The following is an 18740-nucleotide window of genomic DNA, read 5'->3' as shown; positions in this document are numbered from 1 at the left end:
ACATCCTCCACAAACAAATTCCCGCATCCCCCCGATGAAAACAAAAATAGCTACTGTATTGGCACTTACTTTGCTGGTTATGATTAATTTCAGCATTTGGAGCTTTGTCAACAACCCCTTGCAGTTACAGCCGTGGACAAAAACCACGATGGGCTTGACCTACGATCCGACCCGTAAGACGGATGACCCCCGCGACAATATCTTTGTCAGTGAAGAAGACATGGACAAAGACTTGACCTTGCTGGAAAACAAAGTCCATGCTATCCGTACTTACAGTATGTTACGCGGCCAGAATAAAATTCCTGACATTGCCGCCAAACATAATCTGAATGTGACAATGGGCGCGTGGATAGACGGCAATTTGGAGAAAAACCGCCAGGAATTGGAGGCGCTGATTAATGTCAGCCGCCAAGACAATCCCAAAATCATCCGCGTGATGGTCGGCAACGAAGTCTTGTTGCGTAACGAAATCCCGGAAGATGCGTTGATTGAATATATCCGCGAGGTGAAAAAACGTAACTGGCGGCCAGTCAGTACCTCAGAAACTTGGGCGGAATGGTTAAAGCACCCTAAAGTGGCGGCGGAAGTGGACTTTATCGCCGTGCATATCCTGCCGTATTGGGAAGGTATTGCCGCCGAAGATGCCGTGGATTATATTTTCGACCGCTATCATCAAGTGCAACAAGCCTATCCTGATAAGCCGGTCATCATTACCGAATTAGGTTGGCCCTCTGACGGCCAGCCCGCCAAACACGCCACAGCGTCGGTGTCTAACCAAGCAAAAATATTGCGGGAATTCTTAAACCGCGCCGACCAAGAAAAAATCACTTATTACATCGTCGAAGCCTTCGATCAACCGTGGAAGCAATCCATTGAAGGTTCTGCCGGGGCCTATTGGGGTATTTTTAATGCCGACCGCCAAGCTAAATATCCGATGGACGGGGATGTCCTGACCTTGCCAAGCTGGAGCCATTGGGCGACGGGTGCGGCGGTGTTAAGCGTGGTGCTGATGGCCCTATTCCTGTTCACCCGCCGCAGCTTGAAACTGCCGGGTATGGTATTTTTCGGCTTGATCACCAACTTGGCGGTATCGACCATTTTTTGGTCGCTGTCGATAGGCGCACAACAATACCAAACGCCGTTGACCATTATTTTTTGGGTGGTGTTGATCTTAATGCAGGTGCTGGCGGCGATTATCTTGCTGATTGAATCCTTAGAGATTGCCGAAGTTATCTGGCATAGGAAAACCGCGCGTACCTTCCAGCCTTTAACGCCGTCACCCGATTTCAAATACCCAAAAGTCTCCCTGCATTTGCCCATCCATAACGAACCGCCACTGATGGTGCGTAAGACCTTGGAAGCCTTGGCAAAAGTCGATTACCCCAATATGGAAGTTTTGGTAATGGACAACAACACCAAAGATGCAGGGATTTGGGAGCCGGTGCGCGACGATTGCGAACGCTTAGGGCCGATGTTCCGGTTCTTCCATTTGGAAAACTGGCCCGGTTTTAAAGCGGGGGCGATTAACCACGCACTGGAGCAAACCGCCGCTGATGCCGAAATCATCGCCGTCATTGACAGCGACTATATTTTGTCGCCGGATTGGCTGAACTGTATGGTGCCGTATTTTGATAATGAAAATGTCGGTTTTGTGCAGTCGCCGCAAGATTACCGCGACCGCCACCAAAGCACCTTCAAGGACATTTGTTATTGGGAATATGCCGGTTTCTTTAATATCGGTATGGTGCAACGTAACGAATATAACGCCATTATCCAACATGGCACGATGACGATGGTACGGAAATCGGCCTTGCTGGAAGTCGGCAAATGGTCGGAATGGTGTATTTGCGAAGACAGCGAACTGGGTTTGCGCCTGTATGAGGCCGGGTATGATTCGGTCTATGTGAAAGACTCGTTTGGCCGTGGCCTGATGCCGGATACCTTCTCCGGTTACATGACCCAACGCTTCCGTTGGGTGTATGGCGCGATGCAAATCATTAAGGCGCATTGGCGCAGTTTCTTGCCGACGCAAAAATCACCGCTGACCTCGGCACAACGCTATTATTTTGTTGCGGGTTGGTTGCCGTGGTTTTCCGACGCGCTGGCTTTGGTGTTCACCATTACCAGCTTGTTATTGACCGCGATTATCGTTTATGACCCTATCCATAGCGAATTGCCGATTAACGCCTTCTTGTTGCCGACTATCGGCCTGTTTACCTTTAAGGTGTTGCGCGGGCTGTGGCTGTATCAGGCGCGTGTCCCGTGTTCGTTCTGGCAATCCTTGGGCGCGGCTCTGTCCGGGCTGTCGTTGACCCATACCGTAGCGCGGGGCACTATCCAAGGTATGTTCACATCGGGCAAGCCGTTTATGCGTACTCCTAAATATGAAAAACAAGGGCCTTTATTTGCGGGTCTGATGATTATCAGGCAAGAAGTGATACTGATGCTGTTGTTGGCGGCGGCAATGATCGCCATGGCCTCCTTAGAGCATTTTGATAACCTCAGCGGCAGATTATGGATTTCTATCCTGGCTGTCCAAGCCGTGCCGTATATCGCCACGGTGGCGACTTTGTTGATTAGCATTGCTCCGCATTATGGCAAAAATGCCAAATTGGCCGAGGAATTGGATGAAGTGTAAGCGGCACAAGATACGCAAGGCATAGCGTTGTTGGGTCTTCTTGCTGGTTTAAAAGCTGGCAAGAAGGCCTGATGTTATTATGCCTATTCCCTTCTTTCCCCTATATCTGCCGTTAGTTTGGGCAGTTTCTTTTTGGGCAAGGCGCAGGTTCCCTCCGCTCCTATAAGCCCTATCCATACGCTTAATTTCCCCTGCCGAATGGCTGGCCGCCAAAACAGCCGCTAAGATAATGGTAAAGGTTATTGATAGCGGACGGTAGCAATGATAAGGTTTAGGGCATCTTTGCTTAACCGATACCCTCCCTGCGCTTTATACATGATGATCTTAGCCATTAACCGAACCGCCATTCTTTGCTGTTGCTTGGTCTTGCTGTCTGCTTGCGGGGCGTGGGAGAGTGTTCCGGATGCCAGTCGGGGGGCGGCGAAAGCCTTTAGTGTGCCTGACCGTTCAACACGCTATTCGGAAACCAGCGCCATCGAAGCGTTTAAAACCGACACCAAAAGCGTTACCGATTATTTGTTGTATGATGGTGACGACATTAATATTGAAGTCATCGGCAGACCAGAATTATCGGGCTTACAGCGTATCGGCCCTGACGGGCAAATCACCTTATCGGTGGTCGGGTCGGTATCAGTGCGCAACATGACCCGCGAACAGGCCGCCACCACCATCAATAACGCCTTGTCGCCGTATTATCTTAACATTTACACGACGGTGCGGGTTGAGCATTACAATTCAAACCGGGTCGTGATTATCGGGCGGGTCGAGCATCCGGGGGAATTGCTGTTTAATACGCCGCCTAATTTGCTGGATATTCTTGCCCAAGCGGGCGGTATGCCGTTATTGCGTAAGGAGCAGGTCTTGACCCGCTGTGCGATTATCCGTAAAGAGAAAATCCTTTGGATAGACCTGACCCGCCTGTTGACAGGCGATATTAGCTTAAATGTACCGTTGCAGCGCAATGATGTGGTGTACATCCCTGATGCTACCGACACCTCCGTGTTTGTGTTGGGGGCGGTGAATGCGCCAGGGGTATTTCGTTTGACCCCGCAAATGTCGTTTATGGATGCCCTAGGGCAAGCGGGCGGCATGACCAAGGACGGCAACACGCATGATATCCATTTAATCCGCCCCAGTGCCAATGCCAATATGCAAATTGATTTGAGTGATTTGTTAAAACCTCATGGGCAATTAAATGTCGCCATTAACGAAGGTGACATTATTTATGTGCCTAAACACAACGTCAGCAAAATTGGTTATATCGTGCAACAAATCAATCCCTTCAGTACCTTGTTTACTATCAGCCAATTAGGCGCGGTCATCCCATAGCCCATGTCTGAGTCCGCCTTAACACCGACGGCTAGCGAATCGGTTTCGACCGGGGCGATTATGCCTCTGGTCAGCCTAAAAAAACATTGGAAAATCAGTGTAGGCATCTTTGTCACTTTGGCGGTGCTAGGGGTGCCGATTGCCTGGAAAAAGGGTACGTTGTACTATTCGGTGACGGCGGTCGTCCATGTCGCGCCGCGTATCGCCAATATCCTGCAAGACAGTAAAGAGCAAGAGATCCCTTCTTATCAGCAATATCTGCAATTTTTGACCCAACAAGCCAGTACCGTCGCCCGCTATGATATTGTTTTGTCGGCCTTACAAAAACTGGGCGACAAACGCTTTGTTTGGCAATTGCCGAATGAAAGCGAGCGTCATGCCGCCGAACGCTTGCAAGCGGCCTTAGTGGTTAAGCCGGTTAAAGATACTTATTTGTTTACCGTCACGCTGGAGTCGGACAATAAGCAGTATCTGGACGAGTTGGTCAATACTGTTGTTGCCGAATATTTTGAGGCATCGCGTAAAGATTTGATGCTCTATGCCTCAAAAGAGCGGCTGGCGTTTTTATACGGGCAGCGGGAGAAATTCCAAAAAATTATTGCCGAGAAAAAGCAACGCTTAGCAGACATCACCCAGGCGATTAGTGTGACGACCTTTGTCGATAATGCCCCTAACCCTTATGACGATTTGCTGGCCGATAGCCAAAAAGCCTATTCGGTCGCGCAACGCGAACGCATGGCGGCCGAAGCGGGCCTGCAACTGTTTGAAAATCCCAAAGATGCCAAAGCCACGGCGGCACTGGAATCTATGGTGTCCGAACAAGTCTACAAAGACCAAGGCTTATACAGTTTAAAGGCCAATATGTATTTGCGGCGCAGTAAGCTGGTTGAACAAATCAGCGGCTTGGATGTAAAGCATCCGTGGCATGAGCAAATCAAAAAGCAATTGGAAGTGATTGAGGCGGAAGTGGTCGAGGCTACCCAGCAGTTAAGCAATGATGTCAAGCGGATGCTGATTGAAGAACGCCGCTCTAAAGTGACCTTGACACGGCAAATCGAGCAGGGATTATTAGCGCAAATTACTGAACAAAAGCAACGCGCGGCTTGGTTTTCCTCTAACTATAACGAGGCCTTGAGCCTGACCCAAGAAATCAAGCGCAATTACAGCCAATTGGATACCGTAGAAAACCGCATTAATTTTATTGAGCTGGAATCCAATGCGCCCGGTTATATCCGTATGGAAAGTTACGCCCGGCCACCTGAACAAGCCATACGCGGCGGCAAGAAAAAAATCATGGTGATGATGGCGGTAGTGGGCGGCATTCTTGGCCTGATTGTGCCGATTATTATGGATTTGTTAAACAAGAGTATCAGGACTGCCGGACAAGTCGAAAAGCTCTTAGGCTACAAACCCTTGGCGGCGTTGTTGGAAAGCGGGCAGGCGGGCGTGGCGCCGCAAGTGCTTGCCGACCAACAGCGCCGCTTGGCTTTGGCTTTAAACCGAGAACGCTTGCGTACAGGTAAATCGGGCAGTGTGGTGTTATTGACGGCGGTGACCCATCACAGTGCGCAGACTTCGTTAGCGTTTGAACTGGCGCAAAATTTTCAGGCTATGGATGTACGGGCCGTGGTGGTGGAGGTCAATACCTTAAAGCCTGATACCCGTTATGTTTGTAGTTCGGCCAGCGCAGGCCTGTTCGATGTCTTGGTTGATTCCGACATTACCCTGCAACAGGCGCTCAGTCCGGCAGATGCTGAATATCCCGATCGGATTGCCATCGGTTTGCCTGCCGAAGGTTTGTTATTCGGCTACCACCGCTTACAGACCCTGTTAGAACAGCTTGCCGAAAGCTATGCCTTTGTTATTTTAGATGCCGCGCCGCTGTTGTTGTCGGCGGATGTGGAGTTTTTCGCCAGCATCAGCGATATTACCTTGCTGCTGATTGCGGCGCAAACCACCCAACCCGGCGAGATCAAGCGTTCGGTGCAGATGCTGGAGCGGGTTGACCCTAAAGTCATCAGTTTTATTGTCACCCGCTTGCAAATTTTTCACGGTGGCGGCTATTATTCTAAAGTGTATACTAAACCGCCGAAAGGGTAGGGGGCTGGCACGCTAAAGATACCTAGCTCTGATAGAACGCGTTTTACCCAACAGCAAAACATAAAGGCCTAAGAAAACCTATTTTTAGGCCAGAACAATAACAATTGCTTTCAGGAGAACAACGATGGCGCAACCCACACAGCTGCTGTATCTGTTACACAGCGGCAACTTATACGGTACCGAGCGCATGGCTTTGGTCACCTTGGAGGGATTGCGCGATCAGTTGCAGCCCGTCTTGTTCGCTCCGCCCGGTCCCGTTCATGTCGCCGCGCAAGCGGCGGGCATCGCCACCCATGTTTTTAACGGCAGCCTCGATTTGCTTAAGCAACTGCCGGGCTTTTTGCGTGGCCGCACCCGCATAGCCATTTGCGCCACAGGCGTGTCGCATTCGCTGATTTTCTTGCTGTTAAACCTCCGCTTTCGGCTACCTAATGTCCATTTGCACTTGGTGCATGGCGGTACGGATGAACGGCTCAGTTACGGCAGAAAAAAGCTGTTAAATTTCCTGCCTGTCACTTTGGTCGCCGTGTCCGAGTTTGTCCGTGAGCGCTTGCTGGCGCACGGTGTCCGGCCTGCGCAAATTCAGGTCTTAGAAAATTTTCTGCCCGATGCGCAAATCGCCACCACCTTGCAACGGCCCCGGTTTAACCTTGCCGGTATCCGCAACGTGCTGGTGGTGTCGCGGGTCGATCCCATCAAACGGCTTGATGTGTTATTGGACGCATTGGATATTGCCCCGTCCTTACAGCGGTTAACTATCCGTATCCTCGGTACGGGTTGGGATTTGGATACCTTACGCGAACGCGCCCGCGCGTATCCAAACGTCACCTTTGTCGGTTTTAGCGAGCAGGTCGCCGAAGAATTAGCCACCAGTGATTTATTACTGCATTGCTGTCCGGTCGAACCGTTCGGTTTGGCCATTTTAGAGGCGATGGCGGCGAAAGTCCTCGTATTATTGCCCGATCAAGGCGGCGCGGCCAGCCTAATCCCAACCTACAACTTGGCGGATGAAGGCGTGGCAGGGCTGCATTTTACAGCCAATGACCCGCAGGACTTAGCCCGGCAGCTTAACCTTCTGCAAGCCGCCACTGCCGAACAATTAAACCGGATGGCTGACAACGCCGAACAACGCCTGTGGCAACAGTATTCCAGCCAAGCGCGTTTACAGGCTTACCGTGAACAATTTGCCAAGGTGATGCTATGAATGCCCCTAGCGTGTCCGTCGTGGTCATAGGCCGCAACGAAGGCCAGCGTCTGGCCGAATGTTTGGCCTCCATCCAAACCATTAGCCCTATCGGCGGCCCTATTGAAGTGATTTATGCCGATTCCAATTCTCAAGACGGTAGCCCCGAATTGGCGGCCAGCTACGGCGCAAAAGTCTTGCGCGTCGTCCCCGCCCGGCCTTGCGCGGCGATAGGCCGTAATGCCGGGTGGCGGGCGGCTAGTGCGCCGCTGGTGTTATTCTTAGACGGCGACACCCGTTTGCACCCCGACTTTTTGCCCGCCGCGCTCAAAGCCTTGGCAGAACAGCCCGAAGTCGCCGTCGTGTGGGGCCATCGCCGTGAACGTTATCCCGAACGGACGCTCTATAATCGGGTCTTGGATTTGGATTGGATCTACGCCCCCGGCATCACGGATTTTTGCGGCGGCGATGCCTTGATGCGCCGCTCGGTCTTAGTGGCGACCGATGGCTTTAGTGAAGACTTAATCGCCGGAGAAGAGCCGGAACTGTGCCAACGCATCCGCGCCTTAGGCCACAGCATCCTGCACATCGACCAGCCCATGACAGACCACGATTTGGCGATGGGCCGCTGGCAAGCCTATTGGAAACGCGCCCTACGCGCAGGCCATGCGTATGCGGAAGTATCGCAACGCCTGAAAAACACCGACTTCCCGCTCTGGGTCAGCGAATGCAAACGCAACGCCATCCACGCCGGGGTTTTACTGGCTATGCCCATTGCCGCCCTTGCCTTAGCCGTGCTGATGGGCGATGTGTTGCCGTTACTGGGCTTGCTGCTGGCCTATCTGTTTTTGATTGTGCGTTCGGCTTACAAAGCCCGCTGGAAATGCCGCCAACCCGTGACCTTATTGTTGTATGGGCTACATTCGCATCTGCAACAAATCCCGATTGCTTTAGGGCAGATGGGTTATTGGTATAACCGCTTGAGAAATCGGCGGCAGGGGTTGATTGAGTATAAGTGATATTTTGAACAAGGTTTTACATTATTAATGGCATAATTGTAGGTGTAAGATTGGTGTGATTTTTTTGATATAAATTACTATTGGATTTCAAATGATTAGCGATAATGTTCCGTATTCTGATTATTTTGTAGCTTTTCTTGATGTATTAGGATTCAAAGAATTGGTGATGAGTAAGGCGCCAAAAGATAAGAAAAAAATAAGCGAATATTTTCAGCTTATTGAAGAGGTTACTTATGGTATTCGCCGTTTTGAATTAAAAAAAGAAATAGCTACAATTACAATTAGTGACTCAGTTATCATTGCTATACCAATGGATATTAATGATAGTCAAAACCTTAATAACTTAAGGCAACTTTGCATAGCTATACAAAAAATACAATTCAAATTGGCTGAAAAGAACATTTGGTTAAGAGGTGCAATATCCTCAGGAAAAGCATATTTTAATGCTGAAAAGAGTCAAGTTGTAGGGCCTGCCTATATTAATGCCTATCTCTTAGAGGAAAGGTTAGCGATAAATCCTAGGGTGATATTAGATAATAAGCTAATAAGTGCGCTTAAGTTTAAAAGTGCAGGAGAGCTGATAAATACAATTAACAATCATGGTCTTTCCAATTCAGAATATAATCTGCAAGAACGAGATATTTTGTTTGACTGGACGGGGGTTGGACAACCAATAGAAGGTCTAAATAAAGATGTGGCGTTATTTATAAACTATTTGAGTTACGCATTTCAAGATGAGAATAAGTTAGGGGCGATAGTTGAAAATATAGAAAAATCCATTTACACAGATACTCAAATTTATCCAAAGTATAAATGGGTTGTTGATTATCTTATAATGCTTTGTAGGCATCCTCTTATTACAAGCAACATTAATGGTCATTTAATAAACCAGTATTGTAAAAGACTTCAAAACCTTTAGTTTTATGCCAAATATTCTTTTTTCATACATGATTTCTATTATAGGGTTGTTGAATACAATGTTTTCGATGCCCGTATCTTTACAATAAAATGTAGGCTCTATATAGGGTTCAGCGTCTTTTGTCTATTAATCAACATAACGACCTTCAAAATACTCGTCATTCCGGCAGATTTCCGGAATCCAGTTTACAGGGATGTGAACAGTTACAATTACGCCAAAAAATAGAAGTTCGACTATTTTAAAAGTTCGTTGTGGAACAAATGCCATCCATGGCATCTGGATTCCGGCAATCTGCCGGATTTAAGGTTGCCATGCTTATTAATAGCTTACCGTACCGTACAGTTTTAGCAAAAGAGCCTAAACCCTATATAGAGCCACAATAATTTAGGAGTAAAGTCATGCAATCCGTACGCAAAGTCATCTTTGACGCGCCTGAATTCATCCCCAACCCCGTGGAATTTCAGCATCGTGATATTGAATTGATTATTAAACCATTGGATGACGTTGAGGCAATAACGGAAAAGCGTAAACCTACTTTTTTAATTGCCGATGTAGATTATATTGTTATGCTTTCTAGGGAAGAGCGGAATGCCTGAAATTGATTTTTGTTGTATGTTTTGTACCTTTTGGATTCATACCGTATTAGCGTAGCAATTACCTGAACAAAGGGGGCTAAATCTATGTTAAATTATCCTTTAACTCAATTTAACTCCTAATAAAACCCATGGTAGATGTAATTAATTATGCAGAAGGCAATAAAAATAGTGAGCTATCCGTAATATTAAGCGAACAAAAGTTTGCCGATATGATACTGAATTTTCTTGGAAAAAAAGAAAAGCTAACTTATCACCTTAAAAAAACCGCTTTTTTGATAAGGCAAAATGACATAGAACAATTTTACTATTTACTAGATTCAAAAATAGCGAAAGAACATCATGTTTATATAGACCATTTTTCAGTGAATATATCTTATAATGATAGCACTTCAAGAGAAATTTCGGGTATAGAGTCACTAAATAAATTTCTTGAAACACGAGATGTTATCCCATCTGATGTCACGATGTCGTGGAATATAATTATCAAATATCCAAAATCAGACACTATTGAAAATCAACGTGTACAGCTTTCCTTTATTAAGGGCAATAATTCTGATAATTATGGTAATGGCGAAGTTTTGTTAGTTATTGAGCATACTAATCAAGCGTGGGGGGTGGAAGTATTGAATCTATTTAAGGATAAAATTGCGGAATTATCTATAAAACAAACAAAGAAATTTAATTTTATAAAATCGTGCATGGAAATTGCCAGGGTCGGTGGGTTTTATATTATGTGTTTTATTGTTCTTATCTCTCTTGTGATTATGAATGATGTGTCTATGTCGAATTATACGACAGATAAAAAAAACAATGATTTGTATAAGCTGATCTCTTTTTATAGTAAAGGGAATGGCCTTGTTGAAAATGATACAGCAAGTTTTATTGAAAAAGATATTGCATTTTTTCGGTTTTAAATCTTAAAAGTGATTTTTTAAAAAAGAATGTCAATGATATAGTGCGCAATCCCGATCTTAAAACAATACTAATTGATATTTCTGATGATAGTAGATTGTATTCATTAAAGAATACAATTTTATTTATGGCTTTTTCTATGCTTGCTTTAGCAGTGTGTATACCCATTTACCTTAAAAAAGCCATTTCATTCTATCAAGTTCAAAGTTTTATTTTAATTAGTCGAAGGTCTGAATCTGAATATCAGCAATATATAGACAGTAAAAATAAAACGCAGTTTTACTCTATTATACTTACTTTTTTTTCGGCACTATGCGGGGTTATTGGTAATTTTATATATCAACTAATTATCGAATTAATTAAAACCATGCCGAGCGGTTAAGTAATATTATTTGCCTATCTGTATGGCTTTCAAATCTCACTCTAAAAAGCCCTCATGAGCCAACAATTAAAAAAAATCCTCGTAAAAGCCCTGCAACCTATCGCCGCGCTGACCAATAAACTGGAGGCTTGCAGCCGTTTGTGGGCTAATGCGCGTTTAAACAGTGCTTTAAACGGTAAGCTGCACCCGTCGGTGGTGGTGTTGAACACGCCTGAGTTGCACGGCACCAAAAACATTGTATTAGGCAAAAACCTCTATCTTTACCGCGATTTGTATTTTGAAACCCAGGAAGCCGGGCAGATTGCCATTGGCGATGAGGTGGTGTTGTCGCGGGGGGTGCATTTGGTGGCGTTTGCGGGCATCACCTTGGAAGACGGGGTGATGATTGGCGAATATTCCAGTTTGCGGGATGCCAACCACCGTATTGTCAGTGACGGTTCCATGCGCCATAGCGGCCATGTCGGTCAGCCGATTGTGGTGCGGCGCAATGCTTGGATAGGGCGGGGGGTGACGATTTTGGGCGGGGTGACGATAGGCGAGGGCGCGGTGATTGGGGCGAATGCGGTGGTGACCAAAGACATCCCCGCCGGGGCGGTGGCGGTGGGTATCCCTGCCCGTGTCATTAAGGCCTGAATGTTATCGTATATCGCGTATTTGCCGGGGCTGTGGGCGTATTATGTGGCACAAAACCAATCGGTGACCAAGGCGTTCATTTGGGTGTATATCCCGACCTTATTGCTGTTGCCGGACTATTACCGCGCCATCACCCCTGGTTTGCCTGACCCGTCGTTTAACCAAAGCGCGTCGGTGGCCTTGTTTGCGGTGTTTGTCATGCAAGGCTCGCCGGGATATAAGTTTAGCCTGACCGATTTGCTGGTCGGTTTTTACGCCTTTTCGGTGTCGTTTTCCGAGTTTCTCGCTTCCGGCTATGCCGACGCGCAGAATCTGATGTTTTTTGAACTCACTTCGGTGATGTTCCCGTATATTTTCGCCAAAAGCCTGATTGAGCCGTTTAATTTGCGCTATGACTTCGCCAAAAGCGTGGTGCTGTGTTTGTCGTTCGTGTTTGTGCTGAATTTGTTCGAGAATAAGTTTGGTTTCAATCTCTGGCAAGCCTATCTGGGGATGTTTTTTCCTGGACAGGGCTTGGGTTGGATTACCACCTTCCGGTTTGGTTTGGCGCGGGCGGCGGGGCCTTATGGGCATTGTTTGCTGGATGGGGTGATTATGGCGGTCGGCTACCGTTTGCAACGTTGGTTGCAGTGGTCGGAGGCGTGGCCTGAGAAAATGAAGCATTTGACATGGTTGAAGGCGTTCAAGCTCAAGCCGGGGCAGTTTTTTACGCTGATGATTTTTGGCGGCGTGTTGTCCACCTTAGGCAAAGGCCAGTGGTTAGCGGGGATTGTGGCGGCCGGGATTGTCATCATTGGCCGCTCCAAGCAACGGGTGGCGGCGGTGACAGCGGTGGTTGCGGTGATGGTGTTCATCGGTTTGCCGTTGCTGCTGGCGTTTTTAAGTTATGCGTCGGTCGGGCGTAAGAATGCCAAAGATGATAACCAAGAAACCGCCGCCTACCGTTATGAACTGGTGACGGAGTACATGGATGTTGCCAGCGAACGCTTATGGTGGGGCTGGGGACTGATGAAATGGCCGGAAGTGCCGGGCTTTGAGTCCATCGACAACCATTTTTTGCTGACCTATTTAAACCACGGCGTGATTGCCTTAATGTTGCTGCTGGTTATTATGCTGGGCATGATGGTGCGCCTGATTATCCACGGCATGTCTCGGCCCATAACCGAGCCTAGGGGCAGTTCTTTGGCGTTCTCGTTATCGGCGATTTTTTTGATGTATTTTATCGCCGTGGCGACCGTGGCGATGATGAACCAAAGCTGCACCTTGTTTTTTATTATTGTCGGCCTGTCGGATGCGTATCTGCGCTTAAGCACTTGGGACGGCGACCAAGGCGGCGGCAAAACGCGGCAGGAGCCGGATACCCGCAAGTTTAAGTTCCGTAAGGTGTTGTAAGGGACGCGTCTAAGCCGTATTTTTGGAGCGCGGGCATCTTGCCCGCGCTCCAGGCTTTTGCCTTATTCGCCCACCGTCTCGGTTTGGTCGGTATAACGGGCTAATAAGCCATAGCCGTTCGCCCCTGTCGGCAAGGGTATTTTGACTTCGTAACCGCCGCCGGAAGCTTCGTGCATGGCTTGCCCGTGCAGGTTCTCCATATGTTCAACAGTAATATCCTGATTGCCTTCCGGCAAGATCAATTCCAGCTTATCCCCTACTGAAAATTTGTTTTTCACATCAATAGTCGCCAGCCCAGTCGCTGGGTCGTAGTCTCTGATTTCGCCGCAAAACTGTTGCTGGTGGCTTTTTGAGTAGCCACTGATGTAGTTTTGTTGTTCGTGGGTGTGGTGGCGTTGGTAAAAGCCGTCGGTATAGCCCCGGTTAGCCAGGTTTTCTAACACGCCTATCAGTTCCGGTTGGAACGGGCGGCCTGCCTGGGCATCGTCAATGGCTTGGCGGTAAGACTGTGCGGTACGCGCGACATAATAATGCGATTTGGTGCGGCCTTCGATTTTTAGGCTGTCCACACCGATGTCGACCAAGCGATGGATATGCTCAATGGCGCGTAAGTCTTTGGAGTTCATGATGTAAGTGCCGTTTTCATCTTCCATGATCGGCAGCAGTTCGCCTTTGCGGCCTTCCTCTTCCAGAAAATAAATATTGTCGGCTAAGGGGTGGCGTTCCGCGCCGCCGCAACTGGCGGTGCTGATGTCGGCTAGCGATAAGGAGCCGCCTGCCAGTACGGTGTCGCCTTCGGCATTTTCATGTGCGGGCAGGGTGTCGTATTTCCAACGGCAGGAGTTGGTGCAGGTGCCTTGGTTGGGGTCGCGGTGGTTGAAATAACCGGACAGCAAACAACGCCCCGAATAGGCGATGCACAACGCACCGTGGACAAACACTTCCAATTCCATATCAGGGCAACGCTGGCGGATTTCGGCAATTTCATCCAAGGACAATTCCCGCGACAAAATCACCCGCTCAACGCCCATACTTTTCCAGAAATTGACCGCCGCATAATTGACGGTGTTGGCCTGTACCGACAGGTGTATCGGCATGTCCGGCCAGGTTTCCCGTGTCATCATCATTAAGCCGGGGTCGGCCATGATTAATGCGTCCGGCTGCATGGCGATAATGGGGGTCAGGTCTTTAATAAAGGTTTTGACTTTGGCGTTATGGGGGATGACATTGGTCGCCAAAAAAAACTTTTTGCCTTGTTGGTGGGCTTCATTAATGCCTTTCGCCAAATTATCGGCGAGAAAGTCGTTGTTGCGCACCCTAAGACTGTAGCGCGGCAGGCCTGCGTAAACGGCATCGGCACCAAAGGCGAAGGCATAGCGCATGTTTTTGATGGTGCCGGCGGGGGATAGGAGTTCTATGGGTTTCATGTCGGTCAGGTTAATCAAATGGGTTAAGCTGTATTTTTAGTACCGTCATTAATCGCGGCACCGAACGGTATCGCCTAAGGCTGGTGCCGTATAAGCGCGAGGGGCGTTAAGCCGGGCATAGCAGGCCGGAAAAAGGCGGGGTCTGCACCGCAAAAGATGGGTGTAGGCAGAAAACGGCTGGCGGTGTGGGGGCACCGCCAGTGACAAAGTGGCTAGGTGTTTGCAGATTGCGGCAATCTGCGGCCTAGGGCTGCCTTAACCTTCTTGCTGGCTGTTCTGTGATTGTTCCATAGCGGCGACGCGTTGCTCTAAGTCTTCCAATTTGCTGCGGGTTTTGGCCAGCACCATTTTTTGCACTTCAAACTCTTCACGGGTTACCAGATCCAGTTTGCTTAACGCGCTTTGCAAAATGGCGTGGAAGTTTTTTTCCAAGTCTTCTTTAAAGCTGTTCAGGCCGGGCGGGATAGCGCCTGCCAAACGGTTGGCGATGTCATCAATGGCTTTAGGGTCAAACATAAGGGCTCTCACTATAAAAAGGGTCTACTAGGGGGAGGTGGCAGTAGAGGGGCCAAAGCCGTCAGCAAGGACATGCTCACGGCAAATTTTAACCGAATCGTTTTGGCTTAAGGGCAGTTGGGTCAAATTGCAGAGATAGTGGTTTTCCACCTCAACAAAATTGATGCACGAATGGCAAACCCCAAAACTTTTGGCATTGTTAGCTTTTTGCAGTTCAATCAAGACGCTGTTTAAGGCATCTTCCAGCGTCGTAAAGTTATGCGACGAAATAATGGCCTGGGCTTGGGCAAACACGTCTATTGGCTTAATTTCTTCCAATAATTGCCTGCCGGCTTCCGATAAGGCCAAATGCACCACCCGTCCGTCCTCGCTATCTTGGCTTTTGCTGACATAGTCTTTACGCTCCAGCACTTGTATGGATTGGGAAATGGTGCCTTTGGTCAGGCCTAAGTATTCGGCGACCGCCGCTGGCGTATCGCTAAAGCGGTTGCAGGTGGACAGGTAATCCAAGACTTGGATATGCACAGGCTGCAAACCGATAGCGGCAAATTTTTTTCGCTCTTCCGAGCGCAACAGGTTACTGATACGCTCTATAAGCCTAAATGTATTCAATTCCTGCATCCGGTTTTTTTATAATGAAAACGCTTTTTTGAAAAATTCGGGTTGTGCCAACGCCGCTCTATGAATATCAACATTGTAATAAGTGGTATCAAAGGGCTTATTGGCGGCTTCCAATTCACGGAATTTTGCCAAGCTGGCTTTGCTGGCAATGGTCGCGCTCCACCAACCCGAAGGGTAGATGCACTGCGGGAAGAACAGGGTTTGCAAATGCCCGAACCCCGCCGATGCCATTGCCCCGCGCATTTCGCCGATCAGTTTCAGATGGTAGAGCGCCGATTCGCTTTGTTGGACGACCATGCCGTGTTCGGACAGGCAGTTAAAGCAATCGTGGTAAAACGCTTTGCTGAACAGGCCTTCGGCAGGGCCTACCGGGTCGGTGCTGTCGACAATGATAATGTCTACTGAATTTGGCTCGGCCTCTTTGACCCATTTAATGCCGTCGATAAATTTCAGTTCCGCACGCGGGTCGCCGTTGGACTCGCACAATTCGGGGAAATAAATTTCCGCCAAACGGGTCACGCGCTCGTCAATGTCAATTTGTACGGCGTGTTCGACAGAGTCATGTTTTAACACTTCTTTTAAGGTTCCGCAATCGCCGCCACCGATAATCCAAACCCGTTTTGGGTTAGGGTGGGTGTACAGGGCAGGGTGGCTCATCATTTCATGATAGAAGAAGTTATCACGCGTAGACACCATTGTACAACCGTCAATCACCATCAGGTTGCCGAAGGTTTCGGTTTCGTAAATCTCTAAAAATTGGAAAGCCGATTGTTCTTCGTGTAATTTCTTTTTGATTTTTAAAGAAAAGGCTGAGTCCGCTCCGGGGAGCTGTTCGGTAAACCATTCTGAGGGGTTCATCTATGTTTCCTGAAAAGTAAATAAGTTAAGCGGCTATTATATTAGAATTTGTTCGGGTTTAAGTATATTTGTCGGCACTACTTAATGTTACGGTTATGTTAATGGGCAATAGCCCGCCGCGTATCGGAGTTATAGGGAGAAGGGGCGGGTAGTATTGCCCCAAAAGATCAACCAATACTACCCGAAACATCTTTGCATATACTTCAAACGGTCAAGTTTTCGGTTTTTTGGTAGGGTACAGCGTACCCTACAGTGAATTGTAAAAGCCGAAAACTTGGCCGTTCACAGTATAGATGCGATGTTTGGCGATTTTAAAGGCCGGAATTGCCAGTGGCAAACGAATAGGGTCACGCGGGCTTCTAAACGGGTTTTGTGCCTGCTGAAGGGGTTCCCCACTTTGCATGTCTTTAATTTTTTTGTATAACTAATTGATAAACGACAATTATTCTTATAAAAAAAGCGTTCGGTAGCAAAGCTATTCAAAGCCATTTAATCAGTTTTTTTGCCTTAGGCACAAGCCTGAAATTAATTTTAAAGGTAACTCTTTATTTTCTTGCATACCGCCCTATACCTGTTATACTGAGGTTACTTTTTAATAATTGAGCAATTTATGACTAAGAAAAAAGATAAACGGGGACGTAAGGCCTTACCGCCGGAGCAAAAGAAACCGCCGCAACCGACCTTAAAAATCAATCCCGCGCTACATCCTTTTGTTAAGCAGTTAAAACGCCATTATAAAGCAGGTCTTGTCGATGCTGATAAGCTCGCCGCCTTAACGGCCTTATTGCTTGACGACAGTCATCAGCCTTCTATTGAAGAGCAGGCAGCTCTTCCGTCGGGTGACGACGTTTTTCCAGACACTGACGAAATGCCCCCAGAAGACGGGGGCTAGGGTGTTGTAAGCCGTCCGATCGAATAGCTTCCGTTTATTGTGATAATGAATGTCGGGAGGTATCTGATGATGAAACGAGTAAAAAAACAGTTTGATGAGTTAAAGTTATTTTGGGTTTTTGGCCTAGTGGTGGTAAGCGTCATGTTTTTCACCGTATTTTTTGGCAACGTTTAATCATACTCCTCATCCAACCCGCAGAGCCTCAACCCTTGTGGCTCTGCCCACAAAGCCCCCTTAAATACCCCCGCACCATTGTTTATATCTCGCCCAATCGGCTGGGGTGTCCACATCCCATTGTTCCCGCAATTCATAGCATTGTAGTCCTAAACGCTGGCTACGTGCACGGGTTTCCGGCAGCACTTGCGGCGTACTCCACGGCATAGCAGCAAACAGTTCAGCAGCGGTTTGGTTTAGGCCAATTAAGCTATAGCCGCCATCTTCGGTCGGTGCTAATACACTGTCATAGCCTTTCTGTAACACGGTTAATGCCTGCGCCAAATCCGCCTCAGTCAAGGATGGGCAGTCGCAGCCAATCAGGAGCGCGTGGGCGTAGTTTTGCAAAACGTCCTGAAATGCGTCCGCCATCCGTGCGCCTAAGTCATTGCCTTGCTGGGTTTTTAACGTCACGCTAAAATTCTGCGCTGCGGCCTGAAAAAAAGGATGCGCTGGCGATGGTGCGCACCATAATTGTACGGCGCATAAAGGCCGTTTAGTTGCTATATGCAGGGTATGGCGGGCAAGGGCGATATGTGCGTCGGCGGCTTGCCTAGCACTGAGGGTGGGGATTAAGCGGGTTTTAACCTGCCCTGGGACAGGGGCTTTGCAGAACACCATTAATACTGCGTCGGGATAGTGATAAGTCATAGCATCAAAAGTAACGAGTGTATTTCATAGGGCATGACAACAAAGCAAAGAGATACTGTGAACGGCCAAGTTTTCGGTTAATCCTAAAACCGAAAACTTGACCGTTTGAAGTATACATAGAATACCCGATCAACTACACCTGCACCAAACATCCTACAATTCAGATTGAAAGGTAAAGTGATGATGGCCTATGTGGTGAATAAACATAATTGTATAAACGCCCTTATTGATGAACAACGCCATTTTTCAAGTGTTTGATTATGCTTTGCTGTTCATTAGGGAATTCTTGGCGGCGGTTGCTTACATGGGTATCAAAACGGGTTATTAAACAATTCAATGTGAAAGGGTTTCAATAGCGGGTCGCTGTGTTTTAGTAGTTGGTTGCTGCGCAAATGCTTATTTTCCGATAAATCCAGTAAATCCAGTGCTTAGCTGATGTTATACAGCAAAAAATTGGAC

16 protein-coding genes are annotated in these 18740 nt (G+C 47.9%); 11 read left to right on the top strand and 5 right to left on the bottom strand.

Annotated features, from left to right (window positions below):
- The first annotated feature begins 34 nt into the window (after nt 1-34).
- From AADEFJLK_RS05285 to AADEFJLK_RS05235, 10 genes are all read left to right on the top strand, one after another.
- The gene (locus AADEFJLK_RS05285; protein ID WP_103973524.1) at nt 35-2638 is read left to right on the top strand and encodes a glycosyltransferase; all 2604 of its coding nucleotides are present in this window, start codon (nt 35-37) and stop codon (nt 2636-2638) included.
- A 315-nt stretch (nt 2639-2953) separates the two neighbouring features.
- Nucleotides 2954-3967 carry a polysaccharide biosynthesis/export family protein gene (locus AADEFJLK_RS05280; protein ID WP_249027975.1) on the top strand — a complete coding sequence of 338 codons (1014 nt, stop codon included), beginning with the start codon at nt 2954-2956 and terminating at the stop codon, nt 3965-3967.
- Between the two features lie 3 nt (nt 3968-3970).
- A complete protein-coding gene (locus AADEFJLK_RS05275; RefSeq protein WP_103973523.1) occupies nt 3971-6067 on the top strand; it encodes a GumC family protein in 2097 nt (698 codons plus the stop codon).
- Between the two features lie 124 nt (nt 6068-6191).
- On the top strand, nt 6192-7271 hold the full coding sequence (locus AADEFJLK_RS05270) for a glycosyltransferase family 4 protein (protein ID WP_103973522.1): 1080 nt from the start codon (nt 6192-6194) through the stop codon (nt 7269-7271).
- Nucleotides 7268-8269 carry a glycosyltransferase family 2 protein gene (locus tag AADEFJLK_RS05265; protein WP_103973521.1) on the top strand — a complete coding sequence of 334 codons (1002 nt, stop codon included), beginning with the start codon at nt 7268-7270 and terminating at the stop codon, nt 8267-8269. The genes AADEFJLK_RS05270 and AADEFJLK_RS05265 overlap by 4 nt, the downstream gene beginning before the upstream one ends.
- A 91-nt stretch (nt 8270-8360) precedes the next feature.
- Nucleotides 8361-9188 carry a hypothetical protein gene (locus tag AADEFJLK_RS05260; protein WP_103973520.1) on the top strand — a complete coding sequence of 276 codons (828 nt, stop codon included), beginning with the start codon at nt 8361-8363 and terminating at the stop codon, nt 9186-9188.
- Between the two features lie 398 nt (nt 9189-9586).
- Complete coding sequence (locus AADEFJLK_RS05255) at nt 9587-9784, top strand: hypothetical protein (RefSeq protein WP_103973519.1); 198 nt, start codon at nt 9587-9589, stop codon at nt 9782-9784.
- Between the two features lie 128 nt (nt 9785-9912).
- Nucleotides 9913-10698 (top strand): hypothetical protein, encoded by a 786-nt coding sequence (locus tag AADEFJLK_RS05250; protein ID WP_103973518.1) that lies wholly within the window; start codon nt 9913-9915, stop codon nt 10696-10698.
- Nucleotides 10699-11132: 434 nt separating this feature from the next.
- On the top strand, nt 11133-11711 hold the full coding sequence (locus AADEFJLK_RS25825) for an acyltransferase (RefSeq protein ID WP_103973516.1): 579 nt from the start codon (nt 11133-11135) through the stop codon (nt 11709-11711).
- Entirely contained in the window at nt 11712-13103 is a 1392-nt protein-coding gene (locus AADEFJLK_RS05235; protein ID WP_088617777.1) for an O-antigen ligase family protein, read from the top strand. It abuts the gene before it with no gap.
- Between the two features lie 62 nt (nt 13104-13165).
- On the opposite strand, the gene trhP is transcribed toward AADEFJLK_RS05235, so the two are convergent.
- The 4 genes from trhP to speE form a co-directional block, all read right to left on the bottom strand.
- Nucleotides 13166-14530: a prephenate-dependent tRNA uridine(34) hydroxylase TrhP gene (gene trhP, locus AADEFJLK_RS05230; protein ID WP_103973515.1), complete on the bottom strand. Its 1365-nt coding sequence runs from the start codon at nt 14528-14530 to the stop codon at nt 13166-13168.
- A 255-nt stretch (nt 14531-14785) separates the two neighbouring features.
- Nucleotides 14786-15046: a ubiquinone biosynthesis accessory factor UbiK gene (gene ubiK, locus AADEFJLK_RS05225; protein WP_103973514.1), complete on the bottom strand. Its 261-nt coding sequence runs from the start codon at nt 15044-15046 to the stop codon at nt 14786-14788.
- A 27-nt stretch (nt 15047-15073) separates the two neighbouring features.
- Complete coding sequence (locus AADEFJLK_RS05220) at nt 15074-15667, bottom strand: MarR family winged helix-turn-helix transcriptional regulator (protein WP_088617780.1); 594 nt, start codon at nt 15665-15667, stop codon at nt 15074-15076.
- A 9-nt stretch (nt 15668-15676) separates the two neighbouring features.
- Entirely contained in the window at nt 15677-16525 is an 849-nt protein-coding gene (gene speE / locus AADEFJLK_RS05215; protein ID WP_103973513.1) for a polyamine aminopropyltransferase, read from the bottom strand.
- A 610-nt stretch (nt 16526-17135) separates the two neighbouring features.
- Between speE and AADEFJLK_RS05210 the strand changes: the two genes are divergently transcribed.
- The gene (locus AADEFJLK_RS05210; protein WP_088617783.1) at nt 17136-17417 is read left to right on the top strand and encodes a hypothetical protein; all 282 of its coding nucleotides are present in this window, start codon (nt 17136-17138) and stop codon (nt 17415-17417) included.
- 234 nt (nt 17418-17651) lie between these two features.
- Here the strand turns inward: AADEFJLK_RS05210 and AADEFJLK_RS05205 are convergent, their stop codons facing one another.
- The gene (locus AADEFJLK_RS05205) at nt 17652-18281 is read right to left on the bottom strand and encodes a TIGR04282 family arsenosugar biosynthesis glycosyltransferase (RefSeq protein WP_103973512.1); all 630 of its coding nucleotides are present in this window, start codon (nt 18279-18281) and stop codon (nt 17652-17654) included.
- Between the last annotated feature and the right edge of the window lie 459 nt (nt 18282-18740).

This window comes from Methylovulum psychrotolerans, from assembly GCF_002923755.1.
Classification (GTDB): domain Bacteria; phylum Pseudomonadota; class Gammaproteobacteria; order Methylococcales; family Methylomonadaceae; genus Methylovulum; species Methylovulum psychrotolerans.
This window is presented reverse-complemented; position numbering and strand designations above follow the sequence as displayed.